This window comes from Marinomonas sp. 63XJN7_7_ISO-PGPR-S23-202, assembly GCF_056173505.1.
The window spans coordinates 2288763-2311632 of record NZ_CM149677.1; the positions used below are offsets into that span (position 1 = coordinate 2288763).

Sequence of the window (22870 nt, forward strand, 5' to 3'; positions counted from 1 at the left end):
TCTGTTCACTATAACCCTTACTTAACGATTGATGTTAGAATTTACAACTATATAGATAGAAACGGCGCGCCTTATTCACTGTTTTTGCAAGCTTTGTTGCTTTGCAAATTATTATCTGCGCCCAGCAAAAGGATACTAGTTTACTTATCATGCCGACAAATGACGTAATGACGCGTGATCGTCATCTTATTGATCAAAAACACGCTCAGCTTTTAAAACGCCAAAAGGACGGTTTGCCTTTCGACCGGATGCAAGCTGAATTGAATACCATGATTGAGCAGTCAGAAACCCTATACCAAGCTCGCATGGCTGCTTTACCTAAGGTCACCTATGACGAATCTTTGCCCGTGGCGGCGCGTTCTGAAGAGATTATTGAAGCAATCCAGAATAACCAGGTGGTTATTATTGCAGGGGAAACGGGCTCCGGTAAAACCACGCAGCTTCCTAAAATGTGTTTACAGGCCGGACGCGGCATTGCGGGGTTGATTGGACACACACAACCAAGGCGTATTGCAGCCCGTAGTGTGGCGCAGCGTATCAGTGATGAAATGCAGGTCTCCTTGGGAGAACAAGTTGGTTTTCAGGTACGTTTCAATGATGAGAGCAATGATAAAACCCTGATTAAATTAATGACAGACGGTATTTTGTTGGCAGAAATCCAACAAGATCGCCTGCTTTATCGTTACGACACCATCATCATAGACGAAGCCCACGAGCGAAGCTTAAACATTGATTTTTTGTTGGGCTATCTTAAGCGCGTGTTGGCTCAGCGTCCTGATCTTAAGGTCATCGTGACTTCCGCTACGATTGATGTGGAACGTTTCTCCAAGCATTTTAATAACGCGCCGATTATTGAAGTGTCAGGCCGGACTTATCCGGTAGAAATCCGTTATCAGCCTTTGTTGAGCAAATCCGATTCGGAAGAGTTAGACGAAGACCAGAGTATGGAGCAGGGCATTCTTGATGCGGTGGAGAGTTTAATTCAAGAAGAGCGTCAATCCGGTTATCGAGGGGCTGGCGATATCTTGGTATTTTTACCGGGTGAACGTGAAATTCGGGAAACCGCAGAGATTTTGCGCCGCGCTGAGCTACGCAATACCGAAGTTTTACCTTTGTATGCGCGTTTGAGTGTGAGCGAACAACAGCGCATATTTAAGTCCCATTCTGGGCGTCGAGTGGTGTTATCCACCAACGTGGCGGAAACCTCTTTGACCGTACCAGGTATTCGTTATGTGATCGACCCAGGTTTAGCGCGTATTAGCCGCTACAGTGTGCGTTCAAAAGTACAGCAATTACCCATTGAGAAAATCAGTCAGGCCAGTGCAAATCAGCGAGCAGGGCGCTGTGGTCGTGTTGCAGATGGTATTTGTATTCGCTTATACGACGAAGCTGATTTTGCCACTCGGGCAGAGTTTACCGACCCAGAAATTTTCCGTACCAATTTGGCCTCAGTCATTTTGCAAATGGCGAATTTACGCCTTGGTGCAGTCGATAAATTTCCCTTTGTTGAAATGCCAGAAAAACGCATGATCAACGATGGTTATCGTGCGTTGACCGAGCTGGGAGCAATCAAAGGCGATAAAATGACGCCTATTGGTCGTCAGCTTGCTAAGCTGCCGATTGATCCCAAACTAGGGCGAATTTTGATTGCCGCTCAGCAGCATTCGGTGCTGAAAGAAGTCTCGGTGATCGTCAGTGCTTTATCGATCCCAGACCCGCGAGAACGTCCGCAAGATAAAAAAACGCAATCGGATCAAGCGCATGCTCAAGACAAAGATGAAGACTCGGATTTTGTCGTGTTCTTGAATCTCTGGGAGCGCTATGAGGAGCAGCGTCAAGCCCTCTCACAAAATCAACTACGTCAGTATTGCCGTAAGCAATTTTTGAATTTTTTGCGGATGCGTGAATGGCGCGATATTCACCGTCAGATCATTATCGCCTGCAAGCAATTGGGCTTTAAAGAAGTCAGCCATGAAAATCGAAATTACGAAGCCATCCACCGTTCTTTATTAGCGGGTTTGTTTACTCAGGTGGCGAACAAAATGGATGACAGTAAAGAGATGCTTGGCTGTCGTTCCCGGAAAGTATCGATTTTTCCTGGTTCCATGTTGTTCAAAAAGCCACCGCAATGGATCATGGCAGCGGAGTTGGTCGAAACCAGTAAGTTATATGCTCGCGTATCGGCACGTATTGATCCCGCTTGGATCGAAGAGTATGCAGAGCCTTTTGTGAAGCGCCAATATTTTGATCCCCATTTTGAGCGTAACCAAGGCCGAGTGATGGCCAGTGAGCAGGTGTCGTTATACGGGCTGATTATTGTTGCCAAGCGTCGTGTTGATTACGGTCGTGTTAATCAGCCAGAGGCCCGTGAAATTTTGATCAGACAAGGCTTGGTAGAAGGAGAGATGCGCTCCAAACAAGCCTTTTATCGAAAAAATAAGGCGTTAGTTGAGCAGTTAGAAACACAAGAGGCCAAACTGAGAACTCGCGATATTCTGGTGGACGATGAAGCCGTTTTTCAGTTTTATGATCAACGCATCCCCAAAGATGTTTATAACCAAAAAGGCTTGGAGTACTTTGCAAAAACCTCGCCTGAGGCCTTGGTGATGACCCGTGACGACCTGATTAATCAGGATGTGAACGTTGATGATATGGCGTTCCCAGATTCTTATGGTCTTAATGGCGTGGCCTTACCGATTGATTATCGCTTTGAACCGGGCCAAAAAACCGATGGCGCCACACTAAAAGTGCCTGTTGGTTTGTTGCGTCAGTTAAGTTTAGAGGATCTAGGTTGGGCGGTGCCTGGTTTTATCAAAGAGCGCTGCGAAGCCCTTTTGAGAGCGCTACCAAAAGCCTTGCGTCGACGATTTGTCCCCATTCCGCAATTTGTCGAACGAATTTATCCCAATTTGTCTAAAGATAAGGGAGATTTGCTAGAACAGCTCAGTTTGCAGATAAAACGTGAAACCTTGATTGATATTCCCCTTAATGAGTGGAATTCGGATAAGCTGGACACACACTTAACTTTGAACTTGGAAGTGGTCGATGAGCGGGGGAAAGTGCTTGGTATAGGCAAAGACCTTGCGCAGCTGCAAACGCAATTTGGTGATTTGGTAGAAGAAAGTTTTGCTAAGTTCGGTACCAAACAGCACGAGCAAGAGAATTTAACCCATTGGCCTGATCAAGATATCCCTGAACGACAAGAGATCCAGCAGGCGGGGATTAAAGTCACCGCCTTTCCTGCCTTGGTGCCTCAAGGGGAAAGTGTGGCGCTGAAAATGTTTGACGATCAGCAAACGGCGGTCGAAACCCATCGCAAAGGGGTGATTACGTTACTCAAGCTCACTTTGTACAAAGACGTGCGCTATTTGCAAAAGAATTTGCCTAAGCTAAAAGAGTCCATGTTGATTTTTGCACCCATTGGTAAAAAAGAGCTGCTATTAGACGATCTACTCAACGCCATTCTGGATAAAGTGTTTTTAGATGGTCGAACACTGCCGCGGCGTAAGACTGACTTTGAAACATGCATTGCCGATAACAAACAGCAATTGGTCAGCGTCGGCAATGAAATGGCGAATCAACTGTATAGAGTGTTGTCATCTTACCAAGGAGTTGCCAAGAAAATGAAAGGCAATATTCCATTACCATGGACAAGGGTCTATGGTGACATTAAACTGCAGCTCGAAAACTTAGTCTATCCCGGTTTTATCGGGAATACACCCTTGTTTTGGTTGAGCCAACTGCCTCGCTATTTTAAAGGGATCGAAGTGCGTTTAGAGCGCTTCCAGAATCATTTGAATAAAGAGAACAGTTATGTGTCCCAACTAGAGGGGCTATGGCAAACCTATGTTAAACAAAAGAAAGCCCATGATGAAAAAGCGTTATATGACCCTGAGTTGGTTAAATATCGCTGGATGTTAGAAGAATACCGTATTTCGCTTTTTGCACAATCGGTAGGGACGCTGGAGCCCATTTCGGATAAACGGCTTAGTAAACAATGGCAAGAAGTTAAAAAACTGGTTTAGGAAAGGTTAATGACAAATTCACTTTTGCAACGAGTGGGCGGCGTATTGATCGCTTGCCTTTTGGTTTTCTCCCAAGCCACTTTTGCGGCAGCAGATGAAAGCAAGCAGGATCCATGGGAAAGTTGGAACCGTAAGGTATTTAACTTTAATACCACCCTAGATACCCATTTCTTTAAACCCATTGCCAAAGGCTATGTGGACTATACGCCCGTAATTGTCAGGCGAGGGGTGAGTAACTTTTTTTCTAACCTTGGCGAAGTGTCGAACATTACCAATAACGCATTGCAAGGTAAGAAAAATGGCTTTGTCGCGTCGACCTGGCGCTTTGTGATTAACAGCACGATTGGTATTTTCGGCTTATTCGATGTGGCAAGCGCATTAGGGCTTCGTCAATACGATGAAAACTTCGGTCAAACCATGGCATATTGGGGCGTTCCCAGTGGCCCTTATCTCGTTTTACCCTTCTTTGGGCCATCCACCGTTCGAGCTGCGAGCGGCATGGTTGTTGACTACAGTAATTACCGTCCACAAGATGAAGTGGGGCTGAACCGTGACCAACGTTGGGGCCTATTAGGCTTGCATGCGGTCAGTAAACGAGCCAGTTTGTTAGGGGCTGAAAACTTGATTGTGGGCGATCCCTATACCTTCGTTCGTGATGTGTACTTCCAAACCCATGATTATAAAGCACAGGATGACAATTCATCGAAAAACTCGCAATCTGATGCAACCGACAGTTGGGGTGGGGATTCCACGACCGATAGCTGGGGAGATTCGAACTCTTCTGGATCTCAGGCAACGGATAGCTGGGGCGATCCTATACCGGCTAAATCTCAAGCGACAGATAGTTGGGGGGATCCAGTACCAGCAAAAACAACAACACCAAAGCAACCCGCAGAAGCTAAGGTTAAGGCTGATAAACAAAGCACTTCACCAACAAAGGCTGATAGTGCTCAAAAAACCATCCCACAAAATACGGATAGTTCAAAAAACACTCAGAAATGAGGTTGTTGAGTGGGTACTTGAGGCTTAGTCTTAGTAGCGTTGTTAATCTATAGCCATCGGCTGATGGATTAACAACGCTGCTGATATGTTTTATGGGGTATATCAGCGCTCTTGCACTATCATCAAAGTATTTAAGTACGACGCTAAACGCTTATTGGTCTGAATCATTGTAGAGGCGTGACTTTTAGTAACTTGCCTGAATCCGTTCCAATATAGAGGGCTCCATCTTTGCTTTCTGCCATGGAGCGTAAGCGTTCATGTAATGACTCAAGGTAGCGTGTTTCTTTTGTTTCATTATTGTCTTTCATCTCAATGCGATTGAGGTGTTTCAGTACTAAAGCTGTTGATAAAAAGCTGCCATCCCAGTCGGCGAATAAATTTCCCCGATAGCGAATAAGTGAGCTAGGGGCGATAGAGGGAATGTAGACTTTGAGTGGTTTGACAATGCCGTCTTTTTCCTTGGCCTCACCTACGGGATTGTTGTTGATGTACTCTTTGCCATGGGAAACAATCGGCCAACCATAATTCGCGCCGCGACGAATTAAGTTGACTTCATCGCCTCCTCTAGGCCCGTGTTCGTTTGACCACAGTTTATGATCTTTTGTATCGTAATAAATACCCTGGGGATTACGATGCCCATAGCTCCAAATCTCATTTCTCACTCGACTGTTGTTTATAAATGGATTGTCTGCTGGAACTTTGCCATCCAACGTTAAACGTAAAATGCTACCAGCATCATTGGTTAGATCCTGTGCGTTCTTTCTTATACCGCGATCACCAATAGTGAAAAATACATGTCCTGCATCATCGAAGGCAATCCGTCCACCAAAGTGTCGGTTGGTTTTAGTGGCTGCATCGGAGATAAAAATATCTTGCCAGTTTGTTAGCTTATTCCCAACTAATTTGGCACGAGCCAAAGTCGTTGTTGCGCCTTTTGGTGTGGGTTTGGCATAAGTGAAATAGAGTAACTTGCTTTGTTCAAAGTTAGGAGCTTTGGCCACATCGAATAAGCCACCTTGGCCTCGATTATCCACCTTTGGCAATCCACTGAGGGCATGTTTGGCGCCATTTTTTAGGTCAACTCTGTAAGCTTCCCCTTTTTTGATGGTGACAATGGCTTCTTTATTGCTAAGCAGGGCGATTCCCCAAGGAATACCGTTAAACTGGGTGACCTGTTTTACTTTGAGTGGGCCACTGGTGGTGACCATTTGCGCATCTACTTGCAAGCTCAACAAAAGTGAAATGCATAACAGCCAAGTTTTCATAACAAGTTAATCTCTCAAATATGTTCTTCGAGTATATATAAAAAATGGCATTATGCTGTTTGCACTGCTGGCGTTCCTCAATCATTGCCAATTACTTGCCTAGTAGTGAAATTTTTCATAGAGAAGGTGTCACCCTATATAGCGTTCGTTTGGTAAAACATCACGTCTTACCACGGCATTTGCTGCGATAATGGCGTTATCACCTATGTTTACCCCTGGAAGTATTTTTGCGCCCCCACCAATCCAGACGTTATTGCCAATGGTAATCGGTTTGGCAAAGCACTTTCCGTCGGCTCTTGCTTGAGGGTCTCGTGGATGGTCCACCGCATAAAGGTGGCAGCCTGGGCCAATCAGTACATCGTTGCCGATATAAATGGCCGCGCTGTCTAAAAACACACAATTGAAATTAATATAGCAACGCTCACCGATGTGAATTTGCGTCCCATAATCACATTGAAAGCCAGGCTCAATGACGACACTGCCAAACTTAGCAAAGAGGCGGGTGATATGACGTAAATTGCCTTTGCTTGGGTGAGCGTTGTATTTAGCGCAAGCAAGGCGAGCGGATTCTCGACGCAATCTAAGGTCTTTATCTAGGCCATTAAATGGTTCCCCGCTTTTCATCTTTTCAAATTCTGTCATAGCTGGTTAATTACTCCCTGAGTAGGGTCACTCATTATTATAGAGATTAATAAATGGGACACATAAAAAACGCGACCGAAGCCGCGTTTTAGATAGTATTACCGTTAAGCCGATAGCTTACAGCATAGCTGCCAGCGTTTTTTCTAGCTTACGTTGGTCGGCCGCAAAGTTGCGGATACCTTCCGCAAGTTTTTCAGTTGCCATAGCGTCTTCGTTCATTGCCCAACGGAATGCCTGTTCAGTAATTGCTTCAGGCGCTGGTTTAATCTCTTTAGCTGGGATTAATTTACGCTCTAGCTTCCCTTCGTCTTTTTTCAGTTCTTCAAGTAGAGCAGGGCTAATGGTCAATCGGTCACAGCCCGCTAGCTGTTCGATCTCACCAATGTTGCGGAAGCTCGCGCCCATCACAACGGTGTTGTAGCCGTGGTCTTTGTAGTAGTTATAAATTTCAGTAACAGACACAACGCCTGGGTCCGTCTCAGCGGTATATTCTTCGCCAGTAGACTTTTTGTACCAGTCAAGGATACGGCCCACGAATGGCGAGATCAGGAATACACCCGCTTCGGCACAGGCTTGGGCTTGGGCGAAAGAGAACAACAAGGTTAGGTTACAGTTGATGCCGTCTTTTTCCAGTTGCTCTGCTGCTTTGATACCTTCCCAAGTCGACGCGGTTTTGATCAAAATACGATCACGCGACACGCCGGCTTCTTCGTAGAGTTTGATCAAGCGATGGGCTTTTTCAATAGTAGCGTTGGTATCGTAAGATAAACGCGCATCGACTTCTGTGGAAATGCGGCCAGGTACGTATTTTAGAATTTCCGTACCGACGATAACCGCTAGCTTGTCGCTGGCGTCGATCAATTGTTGCTCTTTGTCGTTACTTTGCTCTTTAGCCCATGCAACGGCTTGATCTAGAAAAGGTGCGTATTCAGGAATTTGAGACGCTTTTAGCATCAAAGAAGGGTTCGTAGTGGCATCTTCTGGCAAATACTCTTTTATTGCCGTGATATCACCCGTATCCGCTACAATGGTCGTGAACTCTTTTAATTGAGATAACTTATTGCTCATTGCTCTTATCCTTTACGTTGGTGTTGTTTGACCAAGTCAATGGCCTCTAATAATACGTCTATATTTGCGTCCGCTTTATGACCTTTCTCAGAAAGGTAGCGTCGAAATTGTTTACCGCCGGGCTCACCTTGGAAAAGGCCTAAAATATGGCGAGTGAGATGCATCAAACGCTCGCCTTTGGCGAGTTGCTGTTTCGCATAAGGCACAAAGGCCATCAATGCATCAAAGCGGTTATCGAAGCGGTCATTTTGGCCGAATAGGCGGCTGTCCACTTGGCTCAGTAACCAAGGGTTTTGATACGCCTCGCGACCCACCATGACACCATCGACAAATTGTAAGTGCTGTTCGCATTCCTCTAGTGTTTTAATGCCACCGTTTATAATGATTTCAAGGTCTGGGAAATCTTTCTTCAACTGGTACACATAATCGTACTTTAATGGAGGAATCTCGCGATTCTCTTTTGGGCTTAAGCCCGCCAAAATGGCATTACGCGCGTGGACAATAAAGGTCTTAACACCCGTTGTTGCCACATCACCCACAAAATCTCGCACTACGCTGTATTCTTCTTGATCATCGAGCCCGATACGATGCTTCACCGTGATCGGTAGGCTAGACGCATCCTGCATAGCACGCATGGCGTCTTTTACCTTGTCTGGATAAGCCATTAAACAAGCGCCAATTAAACTGTTTTGCACTCGATCACTCGGACAACCGACGTTTAAATTGACTTCATCGTAGCCATAATCTTCCGCCATCTTCGCGCATTTGCCCAGAGCCACCGCATCAGCACCGCCGAGTTGTAAGGCGATAGGATGCTCACATTCATCATAATGTAAGAATCTTTCAGGATTATTGCCCTGCAATAACGCCCCAGTGGTGACCATTTCTGTATACAGTAGCGTATTCTTGCTTAATGTTCTCGCAAATACTCGGTAATCGCTTGTAGTCCAATCCATCATGGGTGCGATAGAAAAGCGCCTATCCACTGAATCCATTGATTTTACTGGGTTAAACTCTGATTTTATTGCTCTTTCTTGTGGCATTAATCTTGTCATTTTGGGTTAAAAATTGGCGTTCTAGGTGGTGCAGTGCTAACAAAGTGCTAAAAAAATTTTTTGTAGCAAGCGTTGTTTTATCGCCAAACAATGCATTTTAAAAGTGATATCTCAATTATGTCATAAAATTACAGGTTCGTGGTATGTCTAGTGATAGAAAACGACAAAAGAAAGATGAAACTTTAGTGTTTAAAGGTGTTTGGAGTGAAATAAAGGTAGTATCTATCTAGTTTTACTAAGGGTGGAGGTTTGCAAGAGTGTACTTAAGAGAAGCAAAAGCAAATGAGCTAGACATTATTTACGCTATGGGCTTTGACGTGTGGCATGATGGCCTGTCCTTTGAAGACTATCTAACAGACTGTCGCAATAGCGACAAGTATCAAGCAGGCACTTGGTATGTACTAATTGAAAACGATCAAATCGTCTCGTCTCTCATTGTTTATAGCGGTATGTTTGGACTCAAAGAGGCTTGTTTTGGTGTGGGATCAGTCGCGACACCACAAGATCTAAGAGGACAAGGGTATGCGTCTCACTTGTTCTCTTTAGTAAAAACTGAATTGTTCGCTAATCACCAGTGCCAAGCCATATATTTACATAGCGACATAGGTCATCAGTTTTATAGCAAGCTTGGCTTTGTGCCTATTGAAGGCTCTAACTGCATGGTTATTTCAAACGGCTCAGTGGATCTTGATGGCTCAATACCTGCATATTTTTAGCCTTGGGCTATGGAGTCAGGTGAAAAATAGCGCCTAACATTTCCCGCCCAAAAACAACTCCACGATCAAAAACACCTTCCTGCCAGCGACCTAAACGACATGCTACAAGCCATCCGAATGTACTAAACACAAATCGCCCAGCTACGCCCCCCACGACTGGGTCAATAAAAACGTCGACCACATCAAGGAATACGCCAACCGCACCTTCCTAGACGACTGGCCGATACCTAAGTACAAATAACATGCACAAAAAGCCCACGAAAAGTGGGTTTTAGTTGTTATTTGGATTGGTAGGAAACGAGAAAATCTTTTAGTATCAATGAATGTGTATTTTAAAGTCGTTAGTTTTTTGGAGAACTTGATGACATCAGTTTTTATTGATCAGTGTATTATTAGTGATGGGCATATTTTAACTGGTGAAAAGCGAAATGGAATTTTTGGGTACGTTCGAAAGAAGCCTCCAATGGATGGCTGGAAGAAAGAGCAGTTTGAATATTTACCTACAATTTCAAGCCTTGTGGAAGCAGGAAAAATAGAATTATATAGATATATAGAGTTAGATTTAGAAGAGTGGAAGAGGTCTGGATCGCTTTTCTCTAATGAGCTTGGTAATCTATTTAATAAAAAAGAAATTATGCAAGTCCCTCCTGCTGTAGAGAGATCATTTTTTTTTCAATCCTTTTTAGAAAAATATCTAGATAAATCTAGTGTGATTGAGTTTTGTAGCTGGCTCAATACGCCAAATCTGGAAAGTGAAATATTAAGATCAAAAGTTGCTAGTAAATTGCCTGAACAAATGAAAAGTAATATTCGGTCATTGGAAAGATATAGATCACTTTGTAAGAATTTATCAGAATCGCAATGTATCGATGCTTTTCATTTTTGGAGTGCTGAATTAGGTGGCATTGAATACTTCTTAACAACGGATAAAAAATTTGTGAATGCTATGCGTGAGACAAAAAAAGTTGATTCCACTTGTAGTCTTGTGTTTCCTTCTGAATTAAGCAACATTCTGGGAGTGAAAGAAAAAATAAAGTTCAAATACGAAGTTGATGTGTTTTATGATTTTTTAGGTAACCCACTTTAGTTTGGTAAGACTAAAATAGCTCTTAAACTCTCTAATCTCCCCCCAAGTCCATCTCTTGATGGGCTTTTTCGTTTCTGTCCTTCCATTTTTATCTAAGGAGTAATTATGCGTCAGATGATGTCGATCGGTGGTTTTGTGTTTTCGCTAAGCGAAGGCTCGCCATATGAGGGATTACAGCGCACCGGAGAATTTGAGGTCAGATGAAACATAGATTAGTTTTTCATCTGTCCCTAAATAGTTTACAGTCTGAGAGAATAGTCTTGCCTTAAAAGTCGAATCGCGCTAAAAAAGTAAGAAATTAAGATCAAAATAGCGGGTTCATATGTTCATACGAAAAAGCATAATAAAACGCTTTATATATCTGGACTTACTGCATGCGGAACAGGTGCACAATCATCGGGTTTAGTAGTGTAAAGTGCTGAAATTCTGGGTCAAATAGCTGCAATTCTTGAATGTGAACAGCGGTCAAGAGTGATTTAATAAAACTCATAATATTTGTAAGAGATATTGGTTTGTTAGCCTCAATCCGAGAGCAACTTTTTCAATTCTACGATGGATGTCTTCCGGCTTGCTCACTTATTGAAGTATCAAAGTTAATTCATCCAGATTGGCAAATAGAAATAGAGGTCGTGGTGGCGCTTTAAGTTCGCACATACAAGGCGCTTAAGACGGACAGCAAGCGTGGGGCGGCTTTCGTTCAAATTAGTTTTATGTGTTTACGGTGGTTATGTTAGGTTTAGTGGGGCGTTTGCAGGCACTTAGCTTAGCGTTCTATGCAAAAAGAGAGCATTTAGGAAATGGAGGATTAATGAGTATCGCTAAACGAATAAAGAATATTGCAGAATTAGAAGGTGAGTTCACACTCCGCAGTGGCAAAATGAGCAATAGATACTTTGATAAATACAAGTTCGAAGCTGAGCCTGAACTACTCTCAGACATTGCGAAAGAAATGGTAAAACTAATACCAGTCGGCACCGAAGTGCTTTGTGGTTTAGAAATGGGTGGTATCCCCATTGTAACTATGATGAGTCATCACTCAGGACTGCCATCAGCGTTTATCCGAAAAGAGCCAAAAGAATATGGCACGTGTAAATATGCTGAAGGAACTGACTTAACAGGAAAAAAGATAGTGTTGGTTGAAGACGTAGTATCCAGTGGTGGCGCAATACTCGATGCTACTAGAATGTTGCGTGATGACGGCTTTACGGTTGATGTAACAATCTGCGCTATTGATCGTGAAACGGGTGGAAAGGAAAATTTAGCTGACCAAAATGTACAACTTGTTAGCCTGTTACTTGCTAGCCAGCTTGACAATGCATAACACAAGTGTGGTCACTGGACTCGCCCGTGCCACAAGCGTCAACTGGAAAAAGGAGAGGTAAATGTATCTTGGTAGAATTGTAGCAGTTGGAATAACAAAAACAAATCGTTTGTCTTTGATGTACCGTGTGTCTTCACGCTCGTTTCCAAATAGGGTAATTAAAGAAATAAATGGCGCTTTATCTGTCATTCCAACTCCAGGATCTGAATCAGATATCTATCACAATCCTTACATTAGTTACAATTGCCTTCGGCACAATTCCGAATTTGTGGTTGTTGGTAACGGGACACATACTGATCCTATATTTGAAAAACTGGAATCAGGTATGAGTATCAGAGATTCATTAACATCAGTTTTATTCGGCATGGACTTTGAACATGATGACTATTCCACTCCTCGAATTGCTGCAGTCGGGTCTCGGAGATTAAAATCATTGGCGTTGGGAATTATTCGATCAGATGGACTAGAGATCAAAGTATTTGGATTAGAACCAGATACATATCGTTATTTATCAACATATGAGAGAAATCAAATCTCAGTACATAATAGTGGTTCTGGATTCGATTTATCCTCATCAGAGGAAGCATCACGGTTCATCATAGATCAGGGTGAATTCTCAAATTTCATAAACCCTGTTTCTTCCGCGTCAGCAATTGAAACAGATACAGGATTTGAAATAAGCTTCAATAATTTACAGGAAACCAGTTAACAAATGGATGCAGCCGATTTTACTCGCCAAAAAGCCTCGACTAAAACGGCTGATTCTGGCGTTGGGAGAACAGCACATGGCTATTAAGGCAGTATATTTTGACCTAGACAATACGTTAGTAGATCGCACAGCGAGTATTGAGCGGTTTGCAACTATGTTTGTAGAAAAATATGGTAGTTGCTTGTACAAACCCAGCCCTGAAAGTATTTCCTCAATAATTAAGGTTGTAGACAACGGAGGGTATTTAGCTACAGATTCAAAATACGGAAAAATTAGTGAAGCTGTTGGTTATGAACTGAGTCGTCAACTTAATTGGAAGATTAGGATTAGCGCTCAAGAGTTAATTGACTTTTGGAAAGTCGTTTTTCCACAAAGCACCGTAGAAATGGTTGGTGCTATGAATTTGCTGCAAAGCTTATACGATCAGAGGTACTTTTTAGGTGTCATTTCTAACGGCGCACACGCTTCAAGAATACAAACTTTAGCAGCTACTTCATTTTATTCACTGATTAGCCAAGTTGTCAGCTCAGGAGAATTTGGTAAGAAAAAACCAAACTCTGAGATATTTGTTGATACGATGACATCTCAGAGTTTTAGCGCTCACGAGTGCATGTATGTTGGGGATCATCCTATAAACGATGCTATTGGCTCACTAAATTCGGGTATGCGGTCAGTGTTACTTAAAGGTTACCATTCGTCGGAAAACCTTCCAGACAGTATTTTTCAAATTGAAAACCTAAGCGAAGTGGAGACGTTGGTAAAATATCCCTAACAAATTGTTCAAGCAGATTTGGCTCGCGTGGCATTTTTGGTTTGCGGTGAGTTTTCTGATTACGGAGTAGTGCAAAGGCTTTGGTGTAGCGTGCCTCACTACTTAACAGGGCGTTATATTTTCGAGGTACGATGAAAATTCATATTACTGGCAATGCGGGATCGGGAAAAACAACGTTGGCTTTGAAACTAGGTCAATCTTTGAATATCCCTGTTACAAGTTTAGATAGTGTTGTCTGGAAAAAAGGCTGGGTTCCGGCTTCAATGGAAGAAAGAATCCATAGCGAGCAGCGTTTAATTAGTAGTGATTGCTGGGTAATTGAAGGCGTGTCGAAGACAGTTAGAGAGAATGCTGATTATATTATTTTTCTTGATGTTCCTCGGTTAGTTTGCCTTTTTCGATGTTTCAAACGAAATTTTATCTACCTTTTCAAATCGAGGCCTGAGCTTCCTGAAAATTGTCCGGAAATACTCATTGTACCTCAGCTATTAAAAATAATATGGAAATTTCCAGATCGTGCTAGACCAATTATTTTGGAAACACTGGATAGAAAGAGAGGTGTGGTGATTTCTAATTTAAATAATATCGATGATCTAATTACTGAAATATCAGCTGAATATGGACGAGGTTATAAATAATTGGTTTGACTCATTGTTTAATATTTTTTTTAGCGTATTAAATATTGTTTATGATTTTATTTAGTAAGCAATAATGGTTTTTACTTGATATTTATGATTATTTTTTCTATCTATTTTTATAAGCGATTTGGCTCTAAATTTTGTGTGTTTAAATTATTGAATAAAATGTTTGTTTTTAGATGATAAACTATAAAATCATCATCATGGGAAGTAAGCAGTATCTTGCTATTTTTTGATTTTTCTTTAATAAGATTGGTGAGTTCTACTCTTGCCAATGTATCAGTAGCGTTACTAGGTTCATCAATAAAATACTTTTGGGTCTCCTATTTATGCAGTACAAAGCATAAACTTTTTTTGTGTCCCAATAGATATAGTAGAGAATTGATTTTCAAAGTGTGATGTCAAATGAAAATTTTCGGAGTTCGGGTCAGATGAAAAACAGATTAGTTTTTCATCTGACCCTGAGGTATCCTCACAAATTTAATTAGCATTCCAAGGCCCCAAGTTGGTCTTCAAACTGTCGTATTCCAGTTTGCCAGTCTGCTTTGGGGATATTTAAGTCTGTATGGATTGCTCGCTTTCCTAAATAAAAGTAAGACAGAACTCGGCGACTTCGCGTGCTGTTGCTTTGAAATCGGTAGGAATAGCCTTTCGAAGCAACAACACTTCCTATAAGAATTAGTATCATCGACGCCAACGTGGTCAGTAAAATAAGGTTTTTCAACCGATCCATTTTGCGAGTATTGTTCTGCTCAAATCCCAAACCAAAACGACTGCTTTTCATATCCCGAAAACCTTCTTCTATTTGCATCCGAGTTTTGTATGCGTTGACACAACGCTTAGAAAAATGTCGATTCACAGGAAGAGAAGATACTAATAACCACGGATCTTTAGCACCTCTCGCTGCTGTAAGAGAAGTTTTCGAGGTTCTAATTTTGCCTTTTTGATTCGTTGAATGACGCCCTTTTGGCTGACTTTTATAGAGCACAAACTCGTTAGTGATTGGGTTCGTTTGGCGATGAATCAGTGATATTCTTTTCGGGCGAGAGCTTGCTTTAGGATAAAGTGTCGAGATGCAACGCCACGATTGCTTCTTTTGATCATAGTATTTTCGTGGCTTACGCACTCGTCCTACATAGTCCCACCCCAAATCAGCGACGGCATCCAGCCAAGGTGTCTTAAAACCTGCATCGGTAACAATAACGGGCTTTGCCGTGTCTGGTATTAGGGCTTTCAGCCTTTTCAAAAAATACTTATGTGTCTTTGATTTTTCTTTCGTGAGCCTGTCGTGTACTTCTTCATAGAGCGTAATAGGACGACCTTCAAAAGCGGTTGTCGCACGAATTAAAAAATGTTCTCCACGAGCATCAAGATCTGACCAATCGACACTTATGATTGGCTGTTTTTGAGGGATAAATATTTGACACATTGAGGCATATATTGTCAGGGCCTCTTGGCGTAATGAATGATTGGATAACAGCCTGTCTGAACGTTTAATTCGATGCTTCTCAAAGGCCTTTGATCGGATTCCTCTGCCAATATTGGTGACAGAGCAAAAACTCCCTTCGGCAAGGCTAAGCACACAAGCGGATAAGGCTTTAAGCCGAGATTTATGCATGTTAGGGCTGACAATGGGGAGGATTTTGTTCAATATAGCGGTTGCGTTCATAGCTCTCAGTGAAAGTTTTTTTGGCGAAATAATTGATCACCAAGGGCTATGAACGTTCCCTTCTTGTACTAACTTTTTGATCTATATTGAGATTTTGTGGGGATACCTCAGCATCTGACCCTAAATGGTTGTAAAAAGCCTCAACTTTGTAGCGAGACTTTTTTCTTACAGAGTAAATAGCCTGTTAAGATTCAGGTACTGCCCTAGCCATCTGATTAGTTTGAGATTCTGAGCTCATTTTGCTGATCACAACAAAGATAATTGCATTTATGATCAAACTGAAGAAACCACTATTCCATCCCCAAGGTGCGGTTAAAGAACTTAACTGAAAGGTCAGTGTGAGTGCAGACCCAACGAGTAAACCAGCCACGGCCCCTTTAGTTGAGGCTCGCTTCCACCATAACGCACCAATTAGCATTGGTAATAACTGTACGATAATGCCATAAGCCCCTAGTAGTAATGCTACTAATGATGTGGGTTTCGTCATAGCCAAAGCATAAGCAGCCAATGAGACAATGATCACCCCAACCTTGGTTAACATGAGTAATTTACCGTCATCTAAGCGTGAACCACCAGGAAGACGATAAATTATATCTCGTGTCAAAATAGAGGCACTACTATGAGCTAGATTAGAGGCGGTGGACATTGCAGCAGCCATAGCACCGGATAAGACAATACCAATTATCCAGGGTGGAAATGCTCCTTGATCAACAACCAATTTCAACAGTACTTCATCCGCCTTATGCAAAGGTTGCACTTGAAATACTAATACACCAGCAAAGCCGATAAACAAAAGCGGAACCAAAATATATGCGTATAACGGATAGAACACAAAAACACGTTTTAGCGTTCGACTATTTTTGGCACTGTAGAACTTCATAAAAATATGCGGCCACATCACGATGCCGAGAGAACTCACTAGCACAGCAGTAGAAAAAGCTCCCCAGCCCATGTTTTTAGCCCCTGGCATAGTTAAATACTGTGGAGCCTGCTCTTTAAGCTGTTCAAACATAGGACCAACACCACCAAAAAAATGCTCAGGTACTGCTAATCCGAGATACCAGGCGATACCAACCATCATGAGTCCCTGGATCAAATTGGTCCAGCCGATTCCACTTAAGCCACTAACGAAGACATAGATAGCCACCACGGCAGTAGCCGCCAATGAACCAACCCAAAAAGGCACCTCGCCCCCTGTCGCACTCTGGAAAAGTAACCCTGCCCCTGATATCTGAATCGTTAGATAGGGAATCATTGCCCCTAAACTAACCACACCTATAACTATCGCCAAAATATTACTAGGGTAGCGATCACTAAGGTACTCAGCCTGAGTCAAAAATCCTTTCTTACGACCAGCATTACTAATACTCGGAGCCATCAACCACCATACAATAGTGCCTAATGTTAGATAGCTTAATATATATAAAGCAGGCACACCCTTACTGTAGGACCAACCAGGCGCCCCTAGAAAAGCGAAGGCCGAAAAAATCTCTGCGCCAAAGATAAAGAACAACACCAGAAAACCCATATGTCGGCCACCAGCCACATAATTTTCTAATGTTGATTTTTGACCACGCTTAGCGCAAATCCCAACAAACAAAACCAGAATTAGGTAACCCACAGTAATGGCTGTAATTAGCATAGAAGATGAAGTCATGATTCATCTCCTTCTTCTGTACGATAGCAGATGACCAAACCTATAAATGTGATAAAGAACCATAATAAGTACCAGAATATGATAAACGGTAGCCCTAGAATCATCGGATCAATACGGTTGGCTATGGTCGCTCCAGGCCAAATTAAGGCTAAGATGCAAATCAGAAAATAGAGCATCATCACAGGGTGCATTGGTGTTTTTCGCTTCATAGTGTTCTCCAAGTTAAAACAGCGTTAACTCTGTTTAAATTAGCCAAGTTTTGAACTAATTATCATTGAGTGCGCGTAGCGCAATAGAGACAAGAAGTTTGCCGCCAATAGGAATGACATCATCATTGAAGTCAAAAAATGGACTGTGTAACGGCTCCGAGTTCACTCCCTTTCCGCTACCTAGAAAAATATAGGCTCCCGGACAAGCGTTGAGCATAAATGAGAAATCTTCACCCGCCATGGATGGTTTAACCGTCTCATCAAGTGTGCCTTCTGGAAAGATGGCTTTGATGGTGTCACGAACAAACTGCGCCTTTTCTACATCATTAACGGTAGCTGGAAAAATACGCTGATAATCCACTTTGATTTCAGCCCCAAAACTTGCAGCGATGCCAGCACTAATACGTTCAACACTTTCTTGTATCCGATCCTGAACCGCCTTAGAGAAAGTACGTACTGTTCCACTCAACTGCGCGGTATCTGGAATAACATTAAAGGCTGAAAGCTGTCCGGCCTGAATAGAGCACAAGCTGAGCACCGCTGGCTCTTGCGGATCTATTTCACGACTAACAATAGAATGTAATGCTGGGATGAGAGTGCCGGCAATGCGAATAGGATCTTTGGTCAGATGAGGCGTTGCACCACCATGGCCACCGACACCTTTGATTTCAAGCTCAAGAATATCGACTGACGACATAGCAGGACCATCCAATACGGCAATTTTTCCTGCATCTATATAAGGCCAGTTGTGTAAGCCAAAAATAGCATCCATTGGGAACCGCTCAAACAGTCCATCTTTAACCATTTCACGGCCACCACCACCACGTTCTTCAGCGGGTTGGAAAATCAAATAAATGATGCCAGAAAAATCACGATTTTCAGCAAGATATTTAGCGACCGCTAGCAAAATAGTGGTGTGTCCATCATGCCCACATGCATGCATGCACCCGAGGTTTTCCGAACAGTGATCATGATTGGATTTTTCATACATCGGCAGCGCATCCATATCGGCTCTTAGGCCTACTCGCTTACCATTATCAGGTAATGTACCTTCAACTGTAGCGACAATACCGGTAACCCCTAAACCACTAACAAACGGAAAGCCTAATGTCGTTAAAATTTCCTTAACCTTAGATGCGGTTCGCTCTTCTTTGAAACCCAATTCAGGGTTGCGGTGAAAATCATGTCGCAATGCTTTGAGTTCATTTAGCTGATCAGAAAAAAAGCTCTCCATAACAATCTCCTAACATATAAAACAATATTTACAGTTACTTGAGTAATCTACGGTTTACTTTTTCAATCTAGCATCACTTAAGTTATGATAAAAATATCAATTATGACCATCCTCCATGCCAAAAAAGTATGGCTAAATGAGTTTAATATGGATTTAAAACAGCTTCGTTACTATATTGCCGTCGTTGACGAGTGTTCTTTTTCTGCCGCAGCTCGTCGAATCCACATTGCACAACCTGCTTTGACACGACAAGTGCGTGCTTTAGAAGAAGAGCTAGGGGTTAAGCTACTGAAAAGAATGTCACGAGGCGTAAAGGTGACCGCTGCAGGACAAGCCTTTTATGATGATATACAAAAAATATTGCACCAACTTATGCGAGCTGAACAGAAAGCGCGTCTAATTGATCAAGGCAATATTGGAGAGCTGGTTGTCGGCATAACCGTCATGCATTTGTGGATAAAGGGAGTAACAGAGTTCCTTAGGGCCTTTCGCACTCGCTTTCCAGAAGTGATGTTGAAATTAAATACCATGCTTTCTGGCCCGCAAGTTACCGCTCTACAACGAGGTCAATTGGATGTAGGGCTATTGTTTTTTCCTCCTCCTGACTCAAACCTAGATACCATCAAACTTTATACTGATCGATTAGTTTTGGTGACACAAAGCGATTCTGAGTTAGCAAAAAAACCGCCTAAAAAACTCGCTGACATTGGTCAGCATGGCTTTATCTGGTTTGATCGTGAAGCAACATTCAATTACCACGACCATCTGATTAGTCACTTTCACCAAAATAACTTCATTCCAAATGTAATTGAACGAGGAAGTGACAATGCAACTATGCTGTCTTTGGTCGCATCGGGGGTGGGATGTACCATAGTTCCAAGAATGGCGACGTCCAACCTACCATCAGGCATTATTGCTCTAGAGCTTGATGATCTCGACCTACCACTAGAACTGATGCTGGTATGGCGACGAGACTTAGTTACTCCAACGATTCAGAACATGATAGATGTTGCTAGAAAATGTTCATTAGATAACAACCACTTGTGACCGAATGAGAAGAATGCATGCTCACTTTTTAAGTTTTTTCAGTTAACACTTAAATCGATTAGTCATGTTTTCGCTTTATAAGCTGATCAATCAACCACTGCGGATCATCCAGCGGCAAGTCGTGCTCTGCTTTGGGATGCTCAACCAGTGGTAGAGTCCACTTTTTAGCCATTCGACGCGATGCACTGGAGAAGCATCCTTTGACCAGCTTACCCATTTCTGTTCCAAGGCTTGTGGGGTTGGCTACATATTGGTGGTTAGTAAACGAACTTGATGCTCTAGCTACTTTTTAGATACGAGTGACGATAACAAAATGATTTGGCTCTAAATTTTGTGTATTTAAATTATTAAATGTGATGTTTGTTTTTAGATGATAAGCTATAGAATATCATTCATATAAATAATAGATGCTTGTGTTGCTTTGACAAAATCATCATCGTGGGAAGTAAACAGTATTGTGCTATTTTTTGATGTTTCTTTAATAAGATTGGTGAGTTCTGCTCTTGCCAATACATCAATAGCGTTACTAGGTTCATCTATCAAAAATACTTTTGGGTCTCCTATCCATGCAGTACAAAGCATAAACTTTTTTTGTGTCCCAATAGACATAGTAGAAAATTGACTTTCAAAGTGTGATGTTAAATCAAAATTTTCGGCTATTTTTATTACTTTATGATCAAGTTTTGTTTTTTTAGCCAAAGCAACAAACTCAAGAAAATCTTTGCCTGTTATAAAAGGGTAGACTGGACTTTCATCGGGTACATAAGATAGATAGCTTCGGGCGAGTTCTGGTGAGTCAATTAAACTAACATTGTTTATCCAAATTCTTCCCTTGTCAGCAGAAATGGCACCAGAAAGTATTTTCAGTAGCGTTGATTTTCCTACACCATTTGGTCCTTGTAGAGCATATGTGCCATGGTCAAAGCTATGGCTTATACCGTTAAAAATCGTGCGGCTAGCAAAGGACTTATAAAGATTTTCGAATTTTAGCATAGATGAATCCATATTAAAGAATAATGCTGATGACCGAGCCTGCCCAGCAAACGGTCAGTACAACACTGAGCAAGACTGTATGATTACCTCCATATAATAAAGGTAAGCGAAGGGTAATCAACAGTAAAATATAGGCAGAACAAAGGAATAGAGTTTTATATAGGCCTGTTTGAGATTGCCATAAAAAAGGTAAAAATAACAGAGCTAGATACATCATTCCTATGCTGGTAATGAAAACCATATCTCGTATCGCCCAGAAATATTGCTTCAGTGGTAAGGTGTTGCTGTAATTATGCATTTGAATATGGGCTGAATAAAGAGTCCTATAAAAACCGCTAAGAATGAAAGCGATAACACTCATAATCAATACCAATGCAGGTAATGAGAGAGAATAAAAAAATGTTACTATTGTTAAACTTAGTGTCGAACCTATGAGTATAATGGTATGGCTTATTTTATTTGTCAGGGTTTTACATTGAATTATGAGCGTGATGGGAAGGAAATTTTTTTTGTAGCTAAATGAATCTGCATGGGGGCGCCTATTTGGTTTTTTTCTGACTCGTTTGGGAAGAGGGGGCAAGCAAACTGCGAAAATAGATAAAATCAGTCCACCTCCATTTATTAAAAAAATAGTGATAGTGTTATCGCTGGTTAAGCTGAAGGCTAACAACCAGTCAGCCAAAAAAGTTAAAGGCAAAATGGTCAGCATTTTTTCTAGAGTAGCTAGTTGAGCGATGAGTGTTAATATAAGTAAAGTGATAATTGATAGTATTTCAAAATTGCTTTTCAATACCATATTAAAAGAGGATATTAAGACAGCGCTAATCATAATGATTAATAAAATGCTATTGGCCATGAGCAATAGTGTTAGGTTTACTTTTGTATGAGTTGTATGAGAGATAGGAAGAGTAGAGATATATGCCATAAACTTCCCTCCCTGAATGAATTTTTTTTGTAGAAGCACCCAAGTGATAGCAATTAACTGCAGAATTAGGATATAACTAACGTACCAGAAGATGCTCTGGTTTGGAGAAAAAAGCGCTAAAAGAGGAAATGCTGCTGATTGTAAAAGCCTAATCAAAGGCATTCCCATGGGGATGAAGAGCATAGAAAGTATCACCCAGTGCCAATGTTTCATGATAAGGCGGGCGGTTGAGAATGAATACCAGCGAATTCTTATAGATACTAATCTGCTATATGCTGATTGCATAATGTATTTTTTCCTTACAAGTGTTTCTATTTTGCTGATTCGTCTATAGAAATTTAATAGGATTTCAAATAATGTTAGTATCTTCTATTGTAAAGTTTAGATCGATATGTATGTGTAATTAAAAATAGTGCTTAGTCTTCACTAATACTAAGTTACTCCATGAGTAAAAACAACTACTCGCCACTTTCGGCGGTCGAGACCTTCGTACAGGAAACCGAGATTAGGTGCGCCCAACTGATTAAACGACAACGATGACAATATCAAGGAATATTACAACTGCTTCTTCTTAGATGGCTGAGTCGATAGGTTCTTCAAGTAGTAAAAAGTCCATTGAGCGCGGGCTATCTTTGTTGTTTTTGTTGGCTAAATGGATAAATTTACCATTGAGGCAATAAGGGGGCTTAGTTTTTAAAGTGTATCCTTGCTCTGTATCATGTTCCAGTCCTAACATAGGGTTTTTGATCTAATTCAAAATTGACTATATGGTGACACAACTCCTTAAATAATTGCATACGAGGTTAAAGTGGATAGTTTAGATTTGAAAATATTAT

General features: G+C 41.7%; 21 protein-coding genes. 10 read left to right on the plus strand and 11 right to left on the minus strand.

The features are described 5' to 3' along the window. The first annotated feature begins 149 nt into the window (after positions 1-149). Both hrpA and AC0VYG_RS10565 read left to right on the plus strand, forming a co-directional pair. Positions 150-4025, plus strand: coding sequence for an ATP-dependent RNA helicase HrpA (hrpA, locus tag AC0VYG_RS10560; protein ID WP_475432234.1), 3876 nt, complete (start codon positions 150-152; stop codon positions 4023-4025). Positions 4026-4034: 9 nt separating this feature from the next. Continuing rightward, positions 4035-5027: an MlaA family lipoprotein gene (locus AC0VYG_RS10565; protein ID WP_475432235.1), complete on the plus strand. Its 993-nt coding sequence runs from the start codon at positions 4035-4037 to the stop codon at positions 5025-5027. Positions 5028-5191: 164 nt separating this feature from the next. Here AC0VYG_RS10565 and AC0VYG_RS10570 read toward each other — a convergent pair whose 3' ends face one another. The 4 genes from AC0VYG_RS10570 to dusA form a co-directional block, all read right to left on the minus strand. Then, on the minus strand, positions 5192-6292 hold the full coding sequence (locus tag AC0VYG_RS10570) for a PQQ-dependent sugar dehydrogenase (protein WP_475432236.1): 1101 nt from the start codon (positions 6290-6292) through the stop codon (positions 5192-5194). Between the two features lie 129 nt (positions 6293-6421). Beyond that, complete coding sequence (locus tag AC0VYG_RS10575; RefSeq protein ID WP_475432237.1) at positions 6422-6934, minus strand: sugar O-acetyltransferase; 513 nt, start codon at positions 6932-6934, stop codon at positions 6422-6424. Positions 6935-7051: 117 nt separating this feature from the next. After that, positions 7052-8002: a transaldolase gene (tal, locus tag AC0VYG_RS10580; RefSeq protein ID WP_199476826.1), complete on the minus strand. Its 951-nt coding sequence runs from the start codon at positions 8000-8002 to the stop codon at positions 7052-7054. A 5-nt stretch (positions 8003-8007) separates the two neighbouring features. Continuing rightward, entirely contained in the window at positions 8008-9045 is a 1038-nt protein-coding gene (dusA, locus tag AC0VYG_RS10585; RefSeq protein WP_475432238.1) for a tRNA dihydrouridine(20/20a) synthase DusA, read from the minus strand. Positions 9046-9314: 269 nt separating this feature from the next. Here dusA and AC0VYG_RS10590 point away from each other — a divergent pair, with 269 nt between their 5' ends. The 7 genes from AC0VYG_RS10590 (at position 9315) to AC0VYG_RS10620 (ending at position 14300) form a co-directional block, all read left to right on the plus strand. Beyond that, the gene (locus AC0VYG_RS10590; RefSeq protein WP_475432239.1) at positions 9315-9773 is read left to right on the plus strand and encodes a GNAT family N-acetyltransferase; all 459 of its coding nucleotides are present in this window, start codon (positions 9315-9317) and stop codon (positions 9771-9773) included. Between the two features lie 361 nt (positions 9774-10134). Beyond that, complete coding sequence (locus tag AC0VYG_RS10595; RefSeq protein ID WP_475432240.1) at positions 10135-10860, plus strand: hypothetical protein; 726 nt, start codon at positions 10135-10137, stop codon at positions 10858-10860. Positions 10861-11339: 479 nt separating this feature from the next. Then, entirely contained in the window at positions 11340-11504 is a 165-nt protein-coding gene (locus AC0VYG_RS10600; RefSeq protein WP_475432536.1) for a RidA family protein, read from the plus strand. Between the two features lie 83 nt (positions 11505-11587). Then, positions 11588-12181 (plus strand): orotate phosphoribosyltransferase, encoded by a 594-nt coding sequence (gene pyrE, locus AC0VYG_RS10605; RefSeq protein WP_475432241.1) that lies wholly within the window; start codon positions 11588-11590, stop codon positions 12179-12181. Positions 12182-12242: 61 nt separating this feature from the next. After that, the gene (locus AC0VYG_RS10610; RefSeq protein ID WP_475432242.1) at positions 12243-12890 is read left to right on the plus strand and encodes an IMP cyclohydrolase; all 648 of its coding nucleotides are present in this window, start codon (positions 12243-12245) and stop codon (positions 12888-12890) included. A gap of 76 nt (positions 12891-12966) precedes the next feature. Further along, a complete protein-coding gene (locus AC0VYG_RS10615) occupies positions 12967-13662 on the plus strand; it encodes an HAD family hydrolase (protein WP_475432243.1) in 696 nt (231 codons plus the stop codon). A 131-nt stretch (positions 13663-13793) separates the two neighbouring features. After that, positions 13794-14300 carry a P-loop NTPase family protein gene (locus AC0VYG_RS10620; protein ID WP_475432244.1) on the plus strand — a complete coding sequence of 169 codons (507 nt, stop codon included), beginning with the start codon at positions 13794-13796 and terminating at the stop codon, positions 14298-14300. Positions 14301-14784: 484 nt separating this feature from the next. Here AC0VYG_RS10620 and AC0VYG_RS10625 read toward each other — a convergent pair whose 3' ends face one another. The 4 genes from AC0VYG_RS10625 to AC0VYG_RS10640 all read right to left on the minus strand — a co-directional run bounded on the left by AC0VYG_RS10625 (position 14785) and on the right by AC0VYG_RS10640 (position 19069). Then, positions 14785-15969 (minus strand): IS4 family transposase, encoded by a 1185-nt coding sequence (locus tag AC0VYG_RS10625; protein ID WP_475429539.1) that lies wholly within the window; start codon positions 15967-15969, stop codon positions 14785-14787. 184 nt (positions 15970-16153) lie between these two features. Then, positions 16154-17626: a sodium:solute symporter family protein gene (locus AC0VYG_RS10630; RefSeq protein ID WP_475432245.1), complete on the minus strand. Its 1473-nt coding sequence runs from the start codon at positions 17624-17626 to the stop codon at positions 16154-16156. Continuing rightward, on the minus strand, positions 17623-17835 hold the full coding sequence (locus AC0VYG_RS10635) for a DUF3311 domain-containing protein (RefSeq protein WP_475432246.1): 213 nt from the start codon (positions 17833-17835) through the stop codon (positions 17623-17625). Before AC0VYG_RS10635 ends, AC0VYG_RS10630 begins: the two co-directional genes overlap by 4 nt. 55 nt (positions 17836-17890) lie before the next feature. Then, positions 17891-19069: a M20 aminoacylase family protein gene (locus tag AC0VYG_RS10640; protein WP_475432247.1), complete on the minus strand. Its 1179-nt coding sequence runs from the start codon at positions 19067-19069 to the stop codon at positions 17891-17893. 147 nt (positions 19070-19216) lie between these two features. On the opposite strand from AC0VYG_RS10640, the gene AC0VYG_RS10645 reads away from it, so the two are divergent. Then, positions 19217-20116, plus strand: coding sequence for a LysR family transcriptional regulator (locus tag AC0VYG_RS10645; protein WP_475432248.1), 900 nt, complete (start codon positions 19217-19219; stop codon positions 20114-20116). 58 nt (positions 20117-20174) lie between these two features. Here AC0VYG_RS10645 and AC0VYG_RS10650 read toward each other — a convergent pair whose 3' ends face one another. From AC0VYG_RS10650 to AC0VYG_RS10660, 3 genes are all read right to left on the minus strand, one after another. Further along, entirely contained in the window at positions 20175-20333 is a 159-nt protein-coding gene (locus AC0VYG_RS10650; protein WP_475432249.1) for a hypothetical protein, read from the minus strand. Positions 20334-20494: 161 nt separating this feature from the next. After that, complete coding sequence (locus AC0VYG_RS10655) at positions 20495-21109, minus strand: ATP-binding cassette domain-containing protein (RefSeq protein ID WP_475432250.1); 615 nt, start codon at positions 21107-21109, stop codon at positions 20495-20497. A 13-nt stretch (positions 21110-21122) separates the two neighbouring features. After that, complete coding sequence (locus tag AC0VYG_RS10660) at positions 21123-22319, minus strand: hypothetical protein (RefSeq protein ID WP_475432251.1); 1197 nt, start codon at positions 22317-22319, stop codon at positions 21123-21125. Positions 22320-22870: the final 551 nt, after the last annotated feature.

Coding starts and splice junctions, on each gene's coding strand:
- hrpA (WP_475432234.1), top strand. CDS start 150: ATGCCGACAAATGACGTAATGACGCGTGATCGTCATCTTATTGATCAA.
- AC0VYG_RS10565 (WP_475432235.1), top strand. CDS start 4,035: ATGACAAATTCACTTTTGCAACGAGTGGGCGGCGTATTGATCGCTTGC.
- AC0VYG_RS10570 (WP_475432236.1), bottom strand. CDS start 6,292: ATGAAAACTTGGCTGTTATGCATTTCACTTTTGTTGAGCTTGCAAGTA.
- AC0VYG_RS10575 (WP_475432237.1), bottom strand. CDS start 6,934: ATGACAGAATTTGAAAAGATGAAAAGCGGGGAACCATTTAATGGCCTA.
- tal (WP_199476826.1), bottom strand. CDS start 8,002: ATGAGCAATAAGTTATCTCAATTAAAAGAGTTCACGACCATTGTAGCG.
- dusA (WP_475432238.1), bottom strand. CDS start 9,045: ATGCCACAAGAAAGAGCAATAAAATCAGAGTTTAACCCAGTAAAATCA.
- AC0VYG_RS10595 (WP_475432240.1), top strand. CDS start 10,135: ATGACATCAGTTTTTATTGATCAGTGTATTATTAGTGATGGGCATATT.
- pyrE (WP_475432241.1), top strand. CDS start 11,588: ATGTTAGGTTTAGTGGGGCGTTTGCAGGCACTTAGCTTAGCGTTCTAT.
- AC0VYG_RS10610 (WP_475432242.1), top strand. CDS start 12,243: ATGTATCTTGGTAGAATTGTAGCAGTTGGAATAACAAAAACAAATCGT.
- AC0VYG_RS10615 (WP_475432243.1), top strand. CDS start 12,967: ATGGCTATTAAGGCAGTATATTTTGACCTAGACAATACGTTAGTAGAT.
- AC0VYG_RS10620 (WP_475432244.1), top strand. CDS start 13,794: ATGAAAATTCATATTACTGGCAATGCGGGATCGGGAAAAACAACGTTG.
- AC0VYG_RS10625 (WP_475429539.1), bottom strand. CDS start 15,969: ATGAACGCAACCGCTATATTGAACAAAATCCTCCCCATTGTCAGCCCT.
- AC0VYG_RS10630 (WP_475432245.1), bottom strand. CDS start 17,626: ATGACTTCATCTTCTATGCTAATTACAGCCATTACTGTGGGTTACCTA.
- AC0VYG_RS10635 (WP_475432246.1), bottom strand. CDS start 17,835: ATGAAGCGAAAAACACCAATGCACCCTGTGATGATGCTCTATTTTCTG.
- AC0VYG_RS10640 (WP_475432247.1), bottom strand. CDS start 19,069: ATGGAGAGCTTTTTTTCTGATCAGCTAAATGAACTCAAAGCATTGCGA.
- AC0VYG_RS10645 (WP_475432248.1), top strand. CDS start 19,217: ATGGATTTAAAACAGCTTCGTTACTATATTGCCGTCGTTGACGAGTGT.
- AC0VYG_RS10650 (WP_475432249.1), bottom strand. CDS start 20,333: ATGGGTAAGCTGGTCAAAGGATGCTTCTCCAGTGCATCGCGTCGAATG.
- AC0VYG_RS10655 (WP_475432250.1), bottom strand. CDS start 21,109: ATGCTAAAATTCGAAAATCTTTATAAGTCCTTTGCTAGCCGCACGATT.
- AC0VYG_RS10660 (WP_475432251.1), bottom strand. CDS start 22,319: ATGCAATCAGCATATAGCAGATTAGTATCTATAAGAATTCGCTGGTAT.